The sequence below is a fragment of the Vibrio sp. 10N.247.311.12 genome (genome assembly GCF_041467515.1).
Taxonomy (GTDB): domain Bacteria; phylum Pseudomonadota; class Gammaproteobacteria; order Enterobacterales; family Vibrionaceae; genus Vibrio; species Vibrio crassostreae_C.
Genome location: NZ_JBFSUV010000024.1, coordinates 20673 through 36823, shown reverse-complemented (window position 1 = coordinate 36823; position 16151 = coordinate 20673). Strand labels below are relative to the sequence as shown.

The following is a 16151-nucleotide window of genomic DNA, read 5'->3' as shown; positions in this document are numbered from 1 at the left end:
ATATACTGCCCCTATTAAGTGATTAGCTTGCTGATCTTCAATAGGGGCATTTTTGGATCGGGCACTCATCAAAATTACTAATCTTTTGGATCTCTCAGTATGAAAATTGTTATTGCACCAGACTCGTTTAAAGAGTCTTTATCTGCCTTATCGGTGGCAGCGTGTATCGAAAAGGGCTTTCGTGAAATCTTCCCTGACGCTGACTATGTGACCTTGCCTTTGGCCGATGGCGGTGAAGGGACTGTGGATGTATTGCTCCAAGGGCTTTTTGGTGAAAAGCGACATAGCCAAGTCGAAGGGCCGTTAGGGCAACCAGTCAATGCAGAATGGGCAATGCTAGAACCGTCGGATCAGAATCCTAAGAAAACGGCTTTAATTGAGATCGCCGCTGCCTCTGGTTTGGATTTACTTAAATCAGAACAGCGTAACCCGTTAATAGCTTCTTCATTTGGTACAGGGCAATTGATCTTAGAAGCCATTGAACAAGGTGCTGAGAGCATTATTTTAGGATTGGGTGGCAGTGCGACCAACGATGGTGGTGCAGGTATTGTTCAAGCGTTAGGTGGACGCTTGTTAGTTAGTAAAGGGCAAGATGGCAAAGGGCAAGATAGTACTGGACAAGAGCTTGGCCGAGGTGGTGCTGCACTTGCAGAATTAGCATCAATAGATCTTACAGGTTTGGATTCGCGCTATGCAGATGTCGAGTTGATTGTGGCATGCGATGTTGATAATCCATTGTGTGGGGATAACGGTGCCAGCCATGTATTTGGTCCGCAAAAAGGAGCGACACCTGAACAAGTCTTAATGCTTGATAAGGCGCTTGCGAATTTTGCTCAAGTCGCAGAAACGCAAGGTTGTGTAGACGGCGGTGAATCCGTTCAAAAGCGTATGGGTTATGGTGCGGCTGGTGGCTCGCCGATGGGACTTGGTTTGCTATTCAACATGCAAATTAAACCCGGTATCGAGATGGTACTGGACGTTTTGCAAGCCGATGATGTGTTGAAAGGTGCCGACCTTGTGATTACCGGTGAAGGGCAGATGGACAATCAAACTCTGCAAGGAAAAACACCTTATGGCATTGCCAAACGTGCGAGCTTACAGGGCATTCCAACCATAGGAATTGCCGGATCTTTAGGCACCGAAGTAGAAGCGCTTTACGGCGAAATGAGCAGCTTGTTTGGAACTGTAAGATCGCCACAAACTTTAGAAAAAGTATTACAAGAGGCGGAGCTTAACTTAACAAGAACGGCAAGAAATATCGCAGCGACTTTACGGTTAGGTCACAAAATATCTCAAAAATAGTGGCTTCTACGAGGTAGGCTGCGCCTAGCTTTGGTTTTCTGCGTGTTGTAAGTTCATGATTATTATATTGTAAATATTATTGTCAATATTGAATGATTATGATTTAGATCATTAATTTGATAGGTTTTATCCATGATAACGATAAATACAAACGATTATATTTTACTTTAGCCCAGGCGTATTCTATATCCTTAATTACTGCGTGGTTTTGTGTGATGAATAGCCACCATTCAGAAGTAAAGATGCAACAAAGATGGTGCATCTAAAAGGTAATAAGGAATAGATGATGAGTAAAAAATTAACTACAGCTGCGGGTTGTCCTGTTGCTCATAACCAGAATGTTCAAACTGCGGGTAAACGCGGTCCTCAACTTCTTCAAGATGTTTGGTTTTTAGAAAAAATGGCGCATTTTGATCGTGAGGTGATTCCAGAGCGTCGTATGCACGCGAAAGGTTCAGGGGCTTACGGCACTTTCACTGTGACTCACGATATTACTCAATACACCAAAGCTAAACTATTCTCTGAAATCGGTAAAAAGACGGATCTGTTTGCACGATTTACAACGGTAGCTGGCGAACGTGGCGCAGCGGACGCGGAGCGTGATATTCGCGGTTTCGCGTTGAAGTTTTATACTGAAGAAGGCAACTGGGATATGGTGGGTAACAACACGCCAGTATTCTTCCTTCGTGATCCTCTTAAGTTCCCAGACTTAAACCACGCCGTTAAACGTGACCCTCGCACTAACATGCGTAGCGCGAAGAACAACTGGGATTTCTGGACTTCTTTACCTGAAGCACTTCACCAAATTACTATCGTGATGAGTGATCGCGGTATCCCTGCGACTTACCGCCACATGCATGGTTTCGGCAGTCACACGTTCAGCTTCATCAATGCTGACAACGAACGTTTCTGGGTTAAATTCCACTTCAAATCTCAGCAAGGTATTAAGAACTTGTCTGACGCAGAAGCGGCACAAGTGATCGGTGATGATCGCGAAAGCCACCAACGTGATTTGCTAGACAGCATCGATAACCAAGATTTCCCGAAATGGACGTTGAAAGTACAAGTGATGCCAGAAGCAGATGCAGCGAAGGTTCCATACAACCCGTTCGATTTGACTAAGATCTGGCCTCATGCAGATTACCCGTTGATCGAAGTGGGCGAATTTGAGCTAAATCGTAACCCGCAAAACTTCTTCGCAGAAGTAGAGCAGTCAGCATTCAACCCAGCGAACGTAGTTCCAGGTATCAGCTTCTCGCCAGACAAGATGCTGCAAGGTCGTCTGTTTGCTTACGGTGATGCACAACGTTACCGTTTGGGTGTAAACCATCAGCACATTCCAGTGAATGCGCCTCGTTGCCCAGTACACAGCTACCACCGTGATGGCGCGATGCGTGTCGATGGTAACTTCGGTGGCACATTAGGTTATGAGCCAAACAACGAAGGTCAATGGGCTGAGCAACCAGATTTCGCTGAACCAGCACTGAACCTAGGTGGCGCAGCAGCACACTGGGATCACCGCGAAGATGAAGATTACTTCTCGCAACCGGGTGACTTGTTCCGCCTAATGACACCAGAGAAGCAAGCGATTCTTTTTGATAACACTGCTCGCAACCTAGGCGGCGTGCCAAAAGAGATTCAATTGCGTCACCTAAGACACTGTTACAAAGCTGACCCTGCATACGGTGAAGGCATTGGTAAACTGCTTGAAATCGACGTGAGCGAATTTAAGTCGTAATCAATCATCTTGATTCGTTAATTGAAAGGCCGTTGAGTGAATCACTCAACGGCCTTTTTTGATCTCGCTGTTTATTAAGCAACCATAAATCATTGAAAAATTTAATAATCCACATTGATAGTTTTTACCTATCGAATTGATAAATCTATCCCATTATCTTTGTAAGAGTGATGGGATTATTCTACGACTATCAGTTTAGAAAGTAGAGGAGTTTGAGATGAATAAGAGCGCATTAATCGTTGAAGGTGGAGCAATGAGAGGTATTTTTGCTGCTGGAGTTTTAGACGCCTTCATGCAAGACGATTTCCGTCCTTATGATTTTGCCATCGGCGTATCTGCAGGTGTGTCGAATCTGGTTGGCTACTTATCTCATGCACCAAAACGCAGTTATGATGTGATCACCACGATGGCGACGGATAAAACTTTCTTTAATCCTGCTCGCTTTGCCAAAGGCGGTAACTTGGTAGATGTTAAATGGTTATGGAACGAATCCAATCAACGTTATCCGCTCGATTGTGGTGAGTTGTTTTCAAGTATCCCACTCATTGCTGCTGTCACAAATGTCGATACGGGCAGTGCAGACTACTACCATATTAAGCCAGAAAACCTTTCTAATGTTGTTGAAGCAACAACGGCTTTACCTATCGCTTACCGTGAAACTCCGTGTTTCTCTGGTGGCTGTTATACCGATGGCGGTGTAGCCGATTCGATTCCGGTTCGTGAAGCATATCGCCGTGGCGCACGCGATATTACCGTGATTCTGTCTCACCCATTGAGCTACCGAATGAAGCCTCAAAAGCACCAATGGATGCTGAAGAAACTATTAAAGAAATTCCCAAATATTGCTGAATCGATGGCGGTGCGTGCTGAAAACTACAACCAGTCTCTGGAGTTCATTCGTAACCCACCCAAAGATGCGACCATTAAAGTGATAGCGCCGCCAGAAGCGTTCGCAGTAAAGCGTTTAACTATGGATCAAAGTACTCTTAATACAGGTTACGAGATGGGCGTCAAAGCCGGTGAAGAGCACCTTGCTATTAGAAAAGGCGTTTATGGTTTAGACACTGAAGATTGTCATTTCTGCGTCTAGGAACGTTTTTAGGATACTGGATAAACGACAAAGCCACGCTGTTCACTTCAGAATAGCGTGGCTTTGTATTTGTAGACCTAGTTTGTTTTTAACTCAGTCTGCTATTAACTCAATTAGCGATTAAACGAGTTCGTTACCGCTGGTGTTGCCAGCAAAGAAGGCATCAACACTGGTGAGCGTTGTATTGGCGATGTTGAACAGAGCATCTTTGGTCAAGAAAGCTTGGTGACCTGTGAACAATACATTGTGACAAGCAGATAGGCGACGGAATACGTCATCGACAATCACATCGTTAGATTTGTCTTGGAAGAACAGCTCTTTCTCGTTGTCGTAAACATCAAGACCAAGCGCGCCGATTTTGCTTTGTTTGAGCGCTTCAATCGCTGCGGTTGAATCCAGCAGTTCACCACGGCTGGTGTTGACGATCATCACGCCATCTTTCATCTTCTCAAATGCCGTTGCATCCAATAAGTGGTAGTTCTCTTTACTCATCGGACAGTGCAGAGAAATCACATCAGACTCTTGGTAAAGTTCGTCGAGTTCAACGTGTTTAGCGCCTAACTCAACAGCTAACGGGTTTGGATATGGGTCATAGCATAGGATATTCATGCCTAAACCCTTCAGAATTCGCATCGTCGCTAGGCCAATCTTACCCGAGCCAATCACACCGACCGTTTTACCGTGGAAGTTAAAGCCAACTAACCCCTCAAGAGAGAAGTTCGCATCACGAGTGCGTTGGTATGCCTTGTGTAGTTTACGGTTCAAACACATCATCATGCCAACCGTGTGTTCTGCTACCGATTCTGGTGAGTAAGCCGGAACGCGAACCACTTGCAGACCAAACTCTTTGGCTGCGTCTAGGTCGACCTTGTCAAAGCCCGCACAGCGCATCGCGATTAACTTGGTGCGGCCTTTAGCAAGAATCTCTAACACGTCTCGCGATAGGTCATCGTTTACAAACGCACAAACCACTTCGTTGTCGTGCGCCATTTTTGCTGTTGTTGTGGTGAGTCGAAAATCGTGAAAATGAAACTCAGCGTTGAGTTCGCCTTTTGCCAGTTCGAATGATTTTTCGTCGTATGATTTTGAGCTAAAAAAAGCAATGTTGAGCATGGCTTCCTCTCTTACCTAAAATATAAATAACCCACTAATTCATTCTCTGAAACGTGATTAAAACAAGGGCATGTTGACCTTTCGCGGTTAAGTTTTGTTCGAGATAAAATCGTTTTAATCGCGACGAGAGGTTTGCCGCCTAGTCATTCTAAGCAAAACCCTCTCAACAAAGAGTAAAACGATTTTAGCCGAACCCTTCGGGCAGTGTTTGTGGTTCCTTTCTACAGCGTTATCGAATTCTCATGTAGGCGAGCTACACGTCGAATTCTCTGCCTTGTATAAATAACCCACAAACGGCTGCAAAAATCAGCTCGATAGGTCAACATGCCCTACAACTCTGTTCAGTGTGCTAGAGTTTTTTTCTCTTGTCTATCACCATTAGTCATTGTAATTGCTATGGTTATTTGATCTTTTGTCTTCACTTATTGAACATTAAAAATCACATTACGAGGTTGCTTGCTTATAAGTTCATCAATATTGAATGAATCTTACTTTCGGGTGTGGAACGTTGAATTTTCCAGTGTGACGGAATACGTAAATGACTCATATAAAACCTCTTCTCTAACTGTTCTTTGAAAGTTGTGCTTCTGTCTAACGAGTGGCGGTTGTTATTTACCAGTAGTTCTCACTGCTGAATTGACCGGGTTTTCTGCGTAAGTGCTTTTCGAAACCTAAGCTAGTTAGCGCTTCGCTTGTGTCACGAACCATTTGCGGATTGCCGCAAAGGTAGAAAAAACTGCGGGTTTGATTGAAAGCGACAGACGCGGCTTGCTCGAGGTCGCCTCCAAGTAACAAATTTGGGATTCGTCCGCGCAAAGTTCCGGTAACTGATTCTCTAGAAATAATTGGCACATATTTAAGTCTCCCTTGAAAGTGATTAACGAGTTGAGTGATACGATCTCGATAAGTCAGGTCTTGCTCTGTTCTTACAGCATGCACTAGAACCAGATTCTTGAATGAAGAGGCTTTGTCTGAAGCCAACTCATTTTGCTGTATCTGCATGCTCTCAAGTATTGAGATAAATGGGCCTACCGCGGTTCCGGTTGAAAGCATCCATAGATCGTCGGCGATCTCTGGGATCTCATCTAAGGTCATAAAGCCACTTGGGTCTTTGCCGACAAAGATGTCATCGCCCATCTTCAACTCATGAAGTTGAGGTGAAAGCTGACCGTTCTGATCCTTAATAATCAAAAATTCCAGATGTTGATGACCTTGTTCGTGCTCTGGCGCGTTCACCATCGAATAGGCGCGTCTTACGAACTCATCCTCACTGTTAAGTAAGCCAAGTTTCGTGAACTGACCTGCCTGATAAGAAGAGACAGGTGCACTAACCTGGAGTGAGAACAATTGATCTGTCCATTCTGTTTTGTTTAGGACTTTGCCTGTAACTAAACCATGAGGAATATCTGTCATATCATCCACCTTTAAGAAGAGAAGTTATCTCATTAAGGATACTCAACTATTTACACTTTAGAGTTGCATGTACCACGCCAATAATGAGAATGCTTATCAATACTTATTAAAGGTTAATTATTGGGTCGAATGTTGTCAAAAAGACAATATACTATTTGAGTCCAAATGACTCGTGCATGTGTTTTGGTTTCATTTTAATAGACTTTAGCTGGTTGAACATCGTTAACATAGGTTGAGTGGTTTGACCCCTAGGATATTCAACCAATTACTGAAGAGAATAATTTATAGATGCGTATAATGGCGGCTTTCGTTCTCAATATAACTGTGTTTTATGCTTGATAATCTTCGTATGGCCTTGAACGTATTGTTCGTGACCATTAATACTGCATTCACCGCATTGGCTGTGAGCCTGTTTGCCCTAATCAAACTTATTTTGCCAATTTCTGTCGTTCAAAAATCATGCACTCGCTTAGCTAACTTCACATTCTGGTGTTGGGCTTCTCTTAATTTATGGATGTTGAACGCCAATAACGATATCGAATGGCAAGTGGAAGGGGGGGAAGATATTTCGACCAAGCAGTGGTATTTGATGATGTCTAACCACCTAAGCTGGGCAGATATTGTGATTTTGTCTTCAATCCTAAAAGACAAAATGCCGATGACGAAGTACTTCTTGAAACATGAATTGTTGTACGTACCATTTGTTGGCTTGGCCTGCTGGGGCTTAGATATGCCATTCATGAGACGCCACTCTCGTGAGTTCCTATTACGCAACCCAGAACGCCGTAATGATGATTTTAATGCAATCAATAAAGCGTGTACTAAGTTCAAATTAGCACCGACAACATTGGTTAATTTTGTTGAAGGGACTCGTGCAAACCACGAGAAACTGGCGTCAGCAAAGACCCCTTATCGCCACTTATTGAAGCCGAAAACTGGGGGCGTGGCATTTGCTTTATCTGCAATGGGCCCAATTTTGGATGGCATCGTGGATGTGACCTTAGCTTACCCTGAAAACCAAACCTCTCCGTTTGAAGATATGCTGAAGGGCAAAATGACTAAGGTCGTTGTGCGTATTAAATTGCATCCAATGGATGAGAACGTGAACGGTAATTACTTTGAAGATAAGGCTTTTAAACGTCGCTTCCACAATTGGTTGAACAGCACGTGGAAAGAGAAAGACGTCTACCTTGATACGGTTTATGGGGTTGATAAGCCTTCTGAGGTAGAGACAGTTGACGAGCCTGATGTGGCTTATAAGAAACAAGAACAGTAAGCTAAAACTGAATCGATAGCATTAATAAAGCCGATAGCTCATTGAACTATCGGCTTTTTTATTAATTTGACTTTCTTAATATTCAAACCATTAAGTTAGTACTTACTATGGCTTAACCGCCTGGTAAGCATCAATAATATGCTTTACTTGGCTAGGTTTGCCTTGCTTCTCTTGTCCTTGATGGATACGTAAGTAGTGCTGCAATGTTTTGGCTTTGTATTGCTGTGATACCTTCACTTGTTCATCACAACTTGGTGTCCAGATCTTGTCACCGACGTTTGATATCTCGCTAACGGTTTGGCTCTTTTCTGAATCACCGCGACTATTACTCACCAATAAAATCTCGTAGTAACGACGGTTCTCTTCAATCAACACTTCATCAATAAGACCAAAATGGATCGCCTTTAAATGGCTTCTCAACTCGAATTGCTGATGCACCGGACAAAGCAAGAAATCGATCGCTTTGTCTGGGTGTTGACGATGAATATCATCGACGAGCTTTTGAGTAAGATCGCCACCGACGCCCGCAATAATCACCAGGTGTTTGCCAGTATGTTTCTCAAGCGGGATAGCGGCGACATCCATACAGTAGACTTGCCATTGGCTAGTCACTTTCTGTTCTGCTATTGCACCTTGCGGAAAGTAACGCGTAAGTTTGCTTTCCAAATCGCTCATAAGAGACGGGACAATATCGACAAAGTGAAGCTGAGGTGCTTTGTTATCCGACAACAGTTGAACACCCAAGAAGCCGTGATCACAACAACAGTCCCAAATATGTTGGTAGTCATTGCTGACAAGGGAATGGAGAGTTTGCAGTCGGTTACTTAGCTTCATAAGGCTCGTGTCGTTAGAAAAGGGGTATTGTCGTGTTGAACGCGCATTGTAATGACTTTCCATAAAAACAAAAGCACCTAGGGTATGAATCCTAGGTGCTTTGTAGTGGCTACAGAAATGTAAGTATAGGTTTACGATGCTTTGGCAACGGCTCTGATATGGCCTTCCACTCGGTTCTTACCAAGTTGTTGCGCGATAAGTTTCGCTTGTTCCGCCAGCGCTAAAGCTGAGTCTGTTTCACCCTCTATTTGCGAGTATCCCACGCTAACCCCTAGCGATAAGGTGATATCTGGAGTGACGATGGTTTTCTCCGCGATTGCGACTCTGCACTGGTCTAGCTGGAATTTGGCATCTTTCACATCATTGGCTTTGAATAATACTGCGAACTCCTTTCCTCCAACACGAGCCAAGCAAAGTCCCTTTGGCTTGGGGAAGTAACTGCGTATCGATTCTGCAGTCAGCTTGATTATCTTGTCGCCAACCGCTTCACCGTAGGCTCGGTTTACGTGGTCGAAGTTATCGATATCAAGCAGAGCGACATAGGTATCGGGCTCGCTCACGTAGTTTTCGATGGCGATGCTGAAACTGCTCTTATTGTCTAACTGCGTCATCAGATCTTTGCTGCTCAATTGATGTTGAAGCAGTAAGTTAGACAAAGAGACTTCAGTGTAATCACGGATCATTCGTAGAATACTCTGGCTGATCGGTAAGTTTACGTTTACGTACAACACTGCGATCAACTGCTGACGAGAGTGCAAAGGAATACAGTAATGACGTTGGTGTATTTTGAGTTTACACGCCAGTGGATCGGCGTACTTACCACTTCGGTAAGCCATAGTGTCCGGTGTAAATCGCTCTGCAAGGGCTTTGTCACAATGTACCGTGGATTTGTTTCCGTGATAGTCGATGGTACTGAATGCGTGGTTCTCAAGCTGATAGAGACAGAATTGAATGCCTTTTTGGTAGGTGAAACTATCCAGTATGGATTTTAACTCTCGCTTAAAGCTTACAAGGTCATCGACTTTATTCAGTTGCGACAAGGACACGTTCAAACGATAAGCCAGATAGTTGGCACCAATCCACAATAGCAGGAGTGAGCCCAGTACTAAGCCCGTCAACGTAAATTGATGTGAGCTGGTTAAGATGTCATGGCGGTCAGTGCCCGCAATGAACACCCAATTTAAGCTGTTGTCTGCGTCAAATACCGATATTTTGAAGTTATCTTGATAGTAATATTCGTGCTTACCAACGGTTTCACCTTGTGAGAGTTGGTGGCTGATCCCTGCATGGAAGCTGATGGATTTAGAACCGATACGCTGTGGATCCGGGTGGAATACCAGTCGCTCTGTTGCTCTGTCTACAACAAATACATAGCCATTATTAAGCGTTTTTAAATCTCTTAAACCTTGCGTGGTATGCATTAAATCAAACTCAATCCATATTTCTTCGTTGAGCTTTTCTGCAGTGTGTTTAACGGCGAAAACCCATCGTCCATCGGCTTTTTGGTAAACGGAAGAGATGTAAAAATCTTCTACAACACCGTCTATTGAATGCCATTGTATTGTGGCGATTTGTTCATTGGAAAGAGGAAGGCCACGAGTGGAGACATAATGTTGGGAGTTAGGTTGGTATCGAACGATATCGGAGAAATTTGGTGTTCTTCTTAGAATATTATCACTCAATTCTCTGAATTTTTTATCACCGATTGGAGCCGTTTTAGGCAAGCCTAGACTGGTTTCTAAAAAATAGAGTTTGCCGAATGTGGCTTCGATGTTGGAACGAATGGTAGAGCTTGCGATACGAATGTTTGATGATGATTGTTCTGTTGCTGCTGTTTCTACTTTTTCAAGCTGAGTCATAGCAAGATAGAGCATCCCTCCAGTTAATAAAATAATGTATGGTTTAAAAAGCCGAATTAATGTTTTAGGTAAAGCCATGATATCCAAAGACGTTATAGATTCATTTTTATAGTACGGCAATACTAAACAGTTTCATTAACCACATCAATGCAAATGATTCCATATGGATGAATGATTTTTATGATATTCAGCTAACAAAAAAGCCAGCTGCAAATATAACTGGCTTCTATGGTTTTCGGTGTTTTATTAAGCTGACTAAGCTTTTGCTTTAATCAAATCAGCCTGATCTGGCGAATAGTGCAAAATTGCCATCGAAGTTGGCGACAACAACATTTCACCTTCTGCATGACCGGGTTTAACGTTTCGCAAGTTGGTATCACAGATGGTTACCCAGTTTTGTTCACGGTCATTCGGTAACGAGAAACGTGCTGGCGCATTGGTTTGGTTGATAAGATAAATTAACTCGTCGCCATCTTTACCAATACCTAAATGCAAAGCGACTGAGCTTAAGCGGTTCCAGTCGTCATGCTCCATAAGTGTGCCATCGACACGGCTCCAGAAGATGCGGTTAGAGTTACGCTTTTCGCCACTGAATGCCTTAATAAACGGCACCATGTATTGCTGACGAGCAGAGATCATTTCAGATAACCAAGTCTTGAAGTAAGTCTTGCGCTCTGAATCTTCCCAGTTAAGCCAGCTGGTCACGCCATCTTGGCAGTAAGCGTTGTTGTTACCTTTTTGAGTATGAGATAACACATCGGCCGTCAAAATATGAGGAATACCAAAAGCAAACAGCAGGCTCGCCATGAAGTTGCGTTTCTGCTTTTCACGTGTTGCGATAACTAACAGGTTTTCGGTTTCACCTTCAACACCGTAGTTTTCCGAACGGTTATCACCATGCCCATCGCGGTTATTCTCACCATTTTCTTCATTGTGCTTGTGCTTGTACGAGACAAGGTCCTGCATGGTGAAGCCATCATGGTAAGTGATGTAGTTGACGGTGAGTTTGTAAGGCCAGTGCGCTGCACTGTAGATATCACGAGAGCCCATTAGGCGTGTAGCAAACTCTTTTAGGTAACCCTGATCACCGCGCCAGAAGCTACGTGTGATGTCTCTCAGCTTGTCATTGCATTCATTCCAACCAAGCGGGAAATTACCCACTTGATAACCATTAGGACCAATATCCCACGGCTCTGCGATTAACTTAGTTTCTTTAAGTACAGGGTCTTGAGCTACGGCTTTAAAGAAAGCAGCCTCAGGGTTGTAGTTGTCACCTTCGCGCCCCAGTGTCGCTGCCAAGTCAAAACGGAAGCCGTCGACTTGGAATTCACTCACCCAGTACCGAAGTGTATCCATCACTAAGTTGAGTGCAGGTTGGTGGGTAAGGTCGACGGTGTTTCCACAGCCAGTGAAGTTCGCGTAATGGCAGCCATGTTTAATGTAGTAGCGGCTATCGAGTGCTTTTAGGTTGAAGGTGGTTCCGCCTTCCCCACCTTCTGCTGTGTGGTTGTACACCACGTCTAGAATGACTTCGATGCCATTGCGGTGCAGTTCGCGAATCGCAGTCTTTAACTCGTTTACGGCATCTTTCTCTGCGTAGCGAGGGTCAGGCACCATAAACAAGTATGGGTTGTAACCCCAATAGTTCACTTTACCCATGTCTAATAGGTGTGGTTCATGCATGCATGCGGCAATGGGCAAAAGCTGTAGAGAGTTGATATTTTGCTGTTTGTAGAACGCAAGCATTTCAGGGCTCACTAACCCTAAGTAGCGTCCTTTAGTATTGGCAGCCACTTCTGGGTGCAGTTGAGATAGACCTTTTACATGCGTTTCAAAAAGAACGGTATCTTCGCGGCTAATGCGTGGCTTTTCTACATCTTGCCAATCGAAGGTGTCATCAACAACGACACATTTCGCCATAGCAAAGCTTTTTTCATTGGTATATGGCGTGACGTAATCGAGCGGTTCGCTTATTGCTTTGGCATACGGGTCTGAAAGCAGGATAGGGCCATTGTCCGTTTCGGCAATGAAGCCGTATTTTTGCCCCGCTTTAATACCATCAATAAAGACATATCTGATATCAGCGTATTCATTTTCCAATTTATAAGTGGTGAATTCGTCGTTCTCGTCAAAAAGAGCGAGTGAAAGAGATTTACAGTCAGGAGAATAAATAGAGAAGTTGCAGCCAGTGTTACCTAGCGTTGCGCCTAGCGGATAAGGGCGAGCGAGCGTTCTAGTCATTGCTTGATTTCTTGTTCGTTTATCGACATCAGTGAACTATAAGTAAAAAGCTTTGTCACAATAAGGTCAAGCAACTTCACAGATTAATTACGGTAAAAAAAATAATTCATCGATGAAGTTCAAATTATATATTTGAGCTAGATCTCACTTATGTTGAATAATTAGATCTGTGTGCTGTCTACTCCTCCTATATTAAGTGATCTACCTCTTTAAAACACCATTCTGTATATTTTCTACTCCCCTCTAGTCCCCCTTAATTAACTTAGGGGCGGAGGAAGTCAAACTTGTCATCCCCTCTTAATATTGACCCCGTTGAAACGAATCAGGGGAAACCCTAAACCTCTCTATCTTACGACTACCATTACTGCCTTTGGTTGCCGCAAGAGAGCAAAAATATAAAAACCTAAAATAAATCGTCCTTAATGGAGTTAAGAATGAAAAAAGTAAGTTTGATTGCTGTTGCAGTGGCAACTACATTAGCTGCTGGCTCTGCGTTCGCTGTAGATTTTAATGGCTACATGCGTGCTGGTACTGGTATTAGCGGTAACGGTAACGGCGACGTATCAGTAAATAAAAACGGTATTGGTCGTCTAGGTAACGAAAATGACAACTACTACGAGTTTGGTCTAGCTGAAGAACTAAAAACTGGCGAGCAAACGTGGCGCGTAGAATCTATGATTGCTCAAGGCAACAACGGTTCTAATGGTTGGGAAGACGGTGATTTCAACGTTGCACAATTTGCTGTTAAAGCTAAAGGCGTGATCGCTTCAGACAAAGAAGCAACGCTTTGGGCTGGTAAAACATACTACCAACGTAAAGATATCCACATCACTGACTTTTACTTCCTAAACACGTCAGGTACCGGTGGTGGTATTGAAAACTTATCTATTGGTGACCAGAAGCTTTCTGTTGCGCTGATTCAAGACGGTGACCACGACGAGTCTACAGGTTACATTTTTGATGCTCGTCTAGCGAACATTGGCCTATGGCAAGATGCATCTCTAGAGCTAGCATTAGCGTACAACTTTGCAACTGACTCTGATGATAAGAGTGAAGAAGCGGATGATGGCCTACTAGCTTCTGCGATCATTCACCAAGGTATGGATAACGGTTTCCACCAAACTATCCTTCAATACGGTACTAACGGTTACGGTGTTCAGGCGGCTAACTTCTGGGGTTCAGGTACATACTACGCTCGTGGTACTGAAGCATTCAACGATGCATCTGGTTTCCGTTTGATCAACTGGGGTGTAATGAACCTAGGCGAATCTTGGGAAATGGGTCACCAACTAGCATACCTATCTGGTAGCGACATCGGTGGTCAAGCTGCAGGCGTTTACACAAACAAAAACTTTGATATCGACCAGTACTCTGTAGTTGCTCGTCCAATGTTCAAGTGGAACGACACTATGCGTACTATCTTCGAAGCAGGTTACAATGCTGGTGAGAAAATTTCAGACAGCGGTTTAGCTAAAGAAGATTTCGGTAACGCTAAGTTCACAGTAGCTCAAGCTTGGGCTATGGGTGACAGCTTCTGGGCTCGTCCTGAAATTCGTGTTTACGGTTCTTACATCCTAGATACTGAAAACAAAGATGCATTCAACGGCGACGATACTGAGTACGTGTTCGGTATCCAAGCTGAAGCTTGGTGGTAAACACTTAGCTTAACCAATCCTAAACTGTCCTAATTCATAGCCGGCTCGCGTCGGCTATTTTTTTAAGGAATGTACGATTAAGTTGATCGTTCCCTAGGTGAATAGTTCTCTTTGTGGTAATTAAAGTTAGTAAATTTCTTAAAAAAATAACAAGAAGGAAGGGTTATGTATTTTAAAGCTCTAATGTTGAGTGGTTGTGTTGCGTTGGCCGGTTGTCAATCTGCACAAGTAGTCGAGCAAGTGCAAGTGGCACAGGCTGAACAAGTTAACTCTATTGCTGGTCTTCAATTTGCCCCGATGAAGCTTCCAAGCTCGGCAATTTTCGATGTAACACCAGACAGTCAAATTTTAAACTATCAGGGTATAAACAGCCCTGTAGTAGCGATCGAGCTACCAGCGGATCGCGGTGAATACTCTATTAAGATCACCAGCATGATCGGTGATACAGCATTTGTGCCGAATGCCGTGATTTACGATAAAAACGGTCGCGAGTTAGAGCGTTATGGCAAAGAGAGCTTCGAATACGCGAAGCCTAGGTTGCATTTGGGCAACCGTCTTGTTGCAGAAAATGATTTTTACCCACCGACAACTGCTGAATCTGTTTACTTAGTTATCTATACAGAGCAAGAAGATCTTGGTGGTTTTACTGATGTCATTCACCCTGCACGTTTAGATGCGGAAGGCCGCGGTAACTACCTGCCAGAAGTAGAAGACATCCCCGTTCCAAACGCGAATGTCGGTAAGATTGAAGTGACTATTGATAGAGTGGGCTTCTTCTTATTTGGCTCTAGCAGTGAATCTAACGCTAAACCAGCGGCAGCAGCTAAGGTTGAGACTATTCAACCAGAAACACAAACTTACTACCATAATGCCATTCAAGCAGCAGTAGACGCAGACAATATTCCCAAAGCACTTAGCTTATTAGATGAAGCAAAAGCCCTTGGTATAGAAGGTGCACAAGAAGCCTTTGTGCGAGCCGTCAACGCCAAGTAATATAGATAAAGGGTTCCTTTAAAAGTGCAATGCTTGTAAGTTAAGCATCGGTTAGCATCTTCTAAGGAACCCTATCGAATACCGCTTTAATGTATATGCTTTTTATTTGCAATGTTCAGCAACTTTCTCGCCTAAAGGGACTTCTGTATTTTCGCATTTTGATACGTGACCAGTAGTCGTTTCCCCTGCTTTATCCGTTTCCATATATTGATCAACATTACCGTTGCTTTCAAGTGTTTGCAGTGCCTGTTTGTGCGCGGCATTTTCAGCTTGTATTTGTTGCGTTGTTGCAGTGCTAGGAGTATGTGCCAGGGCGCGAGCAGCGTCGGTAGATTCTACAAGAACAGTGGTATTAGCCAAAGCCATCCCGCCCATCAATGCTGTAGTCACGATGCCCATTTGGATGGTTTTGATGATATGTTTACGGTTCATGGAAGTTTTCCTAATCAAAATTTAACGACACCGCAAACAACTGCGGTGTTTTGCTGTTGATAGAATATTACATCGAGAATTGAATGTATTTTAATCGTAATTGTAGGGCGTAACCCTTCAAAAAAGGCTGCCAGGATTAATTCTGTTCACTTAAGGGAGAGCGGCATTCCTACTATGATATATCGTTAAGATTTGGTTTTAACGG

General features: G+C 43.6%; 12 protein-coding genes. 6 read left to right on the top strand and 6 right to left on the bottom strand.

Annotated features, from left to right (window positions below):
• Positions 1-99: 99 nt before the first annotated feature.
• The 3 genes from AB6E30_RS12175 (at position 100) to AB6E30_RS12165 (ending at position 4130) form a co-directional block, all read left to right on the top strand.
• A complete protein-coding gene (locus AB6E30_RS12175; RefSeq protein WP_102360730.1) occupies positions 100-1302 on the top strand; it encodes a glycerate kinase in 1203 nt (400 codons plus the stop codon).
• A 286-nt stretch (positions 1303-1588) separates the two neighbouring features.
• Positions 1589-3040: a catalase gene (locus tag AB6E30_RS12170; RefSeq protein ID WP_372103756.1), complete on the top strand. Its 1452-nt coding sequence runs from the start codon at positions 1589-1591 to the stop codon at positions 3038-3040.
• Positions 3041-3257: 217 nt separating this feature from the next.
• On the top strand, positions 3258-4130 hold the full coding sequence (locus AB6E30_RS12165; RefSeq protein ID WP_065583767.1) for a patatin family protein: 873 nt from the start codon (positions 3258-3260) through the stop codon (positions 4128-4130).
• A gap of 120 nt (positions 4131-4250) precedes the next feature.
• Here the strand turns inward: AB6E30_RS12165 and AB6E30_RS12160 are convergent, their stop codons facing one another.
• On the bottom strand, positions 4251-5243 hold the full coding sequence (locus tag AB6E30_RS12160) for a 2-hydroxyacid dehydrogenase (protein WP_372103753.1): 993 nt from the start codon (positions 5241-5243) through the stop codon (positions 4251-4253).
• A gap of 612 nt (positions 5244-5855) precedes the next feature.
• Positions 5856-6656 carry a ferredoxin--NADP reductase gene (locus AB6E30_RS12155; protein ID WP_017058858.1) on the bottom strand — a complete coding sequence of 267 codons (801 nt, stop codon included), beginning with the start codon at positions 6654-6656 and terminating at the stop codon, positions 5856-5858.
• 331 nt (positions 6657-6987) lie between these two features.
• Here AB6E30_RS12155 and AB6E30_RS12150 point away from each other — a divergent pair, with 331 nt between their 5' ends.
• Positions 6988-7932, top strand: coding sequence for an acyltransferase (locus AB6E30_RS12150; RefSeq protein WP_017063993.1), 945 nt, complete (start codon positions 6988-6990; stop codon positions 7930-7932).
• A 105-nt stretch (positions 7933-8037) separates the two neighbouring features.
• Here the strand turns inward: AB6E30_RS12150 and AB6E30_RS12145 are convergent, their stop codons facing one another.
• The 3 genes from AB6E30_RS12145 to glgX form a co-directional block, all read right to left on the bottom strand.
• Positions 8038-8766, bottom strand: a complete 729-nt coding sequence (locus AB6E30_RS12145; protein ID WP_017069730.1) for a tRNA (adenine(22)-N(1))-methyltransferase TrmK — start codon at positions 8764-8766, stop codon at positions 8038-8040.
• A 131-nt stretch (positions 8767-8897) separates the two neighbouring features.
• A complete protein-coding gene (locus AB6E30_RS12140; protein ID WP_372103751.1) occupies positions 8898-10640 on the bottom strand; it encodes a diguanylate cyclase in 1743 nt (580 codons plus the stop codon).
• 240 nt (positions 10641-10880) lie between these two features.
• Positions 10881-12866, bottom strand: a complete 1986-nt coding sequence (gene glgX / locus AB6E30_RS12135) for a glycogen debranching protein GlgX (RefSeq protein WP_017069732.1) — start codon at positions 12864-12866, stop codon at positions 10881-10883.
• Between the two features lie 434 nt (positions 12867-13300).
• Between glgX and lamB the strand changes: the two genes are divergently transcribed.
• The gene (gene lamB / locus AB6E30_RS12130; protein ID WP_017058853.1) at positions 13301-14521 is read left to right on the top strand and encodes a maltoporin LamB; all 1221 of its coding nucleotides are present in this window, start codon (positions 13301-13303) and stop codon (positions 14519-14521) included.
• Positions 14522-14686: 165 nt separating this feature from the next.
• Positions 14687-15514 (top strand): MalM family protein, encoded by an 828-nt coding sequence (locus tag AB6E30_RS12125; protein WP_372103748.1) that lies wholly within the window; start codon positions 14687-14689, stop codon positions 15512-15514.
• A 102-nt stretch (positions 15515-15616) separates the two neighbouring features.
• Here the strand turns inward: AB6E30_RS12125 and AB6E30_RS12120 are convergent, their stop codons facing one another.
• Entirely contained in the window at positions 15617-15946 is a 330-nt protein-coding gene (locus tag AB6E30_RS12120; RefSeq protein WP_372103745.1) for a hypothetical protein, read from the bottom strand.
• Positions 15947-16151 lie beyond the last annotated feature (205 nt).

Bases quoted from the DNA above. Each gene is read 5' to 3' on its own strand.
- AB6E30_RS12175 (WP_102360730.1), top strand. From the start codon at position 100: ATGAAAATTGTTATTGCACCAGACTCGTTTAAAGAGTCTTTATCTGCC.
- AB6E30_RS12170 (WP_372103756.1), top strand. From the start codon at position 1,589: ATGAGTAAAAAATTAACTACAGCTGCGGGTTGTCCTGTTGCTCATAAC.
- AB6E30_RS12165 (WP_065583767.1), top strand. From the start codon at position 3,258: ATGAATAAGAGCGCATTAATCGTTGAAGGTGGAGCAATGAGAGGTATT.
- AB6E30_RS12160 (WP_372103753.1), bottom strand. From the start codon at position 5,243: ATGCTCAACATTGCTTTTTTTAGCTCAAAATCATACGACGAAAAATCA.
- AB6E30_RS12155 (WP_017058858.1), bottom strand. From the start codon at position 6,656: ATGACAGATATTCCTCATGGTTTAGTTACAGGCAAAGTCCTAAACAAA.
- AB6E30_RS12150 (WP_017063993.1), top strand. From the start codon at position 6,988: ATGCTTGATAATCTTCGTATGGCCTTGAACGTATTGTTCGTGACCATT.
- AB6E30_RS12145 (WP_017069730.1), bottom strand. From the start codon at position 8,766: ATGAAGCTAAGTAACCGACTGCAAACTCTCCATTCCCTTGTCAGCAAT.
- AB6E30_RS12140 (WP_372103751.1), bottom strand. From the start codon at position 10,640: ATGCTCTATCTTGCTATGACTCAGCTTGAAAAAGTAGAAACAGCAGCA.
- glgX (WP_017069732.1), bottom strand. From the start codon at position 12,866: ATGACTAGAACGCTCGCTCGCCCTTATCCGCTAGGCGCAACGCTAGGT.
- lamB (WP_017058853.1), top strand. From the start codon at position 13,301: ATGAAAAAAGTAAGTTTGATTGCTGTTGCAGTGGCAACTACATTAGCT.
- AB6E30_RS12125 (WP_372103748.1), top strand. From the start codon at position 14,687: ATGTATTTTAAAGCTCTAATGTTGAGTGGTTGTGTTGCGTTGGCCGGT.
- AB6E30_RS12120 (WP_372103745.1), bottom strand. From the start codon at position 15,946: ATGAACCGTAAACATATCATCAAAACCATCCAAATGGGCATCGTGACT.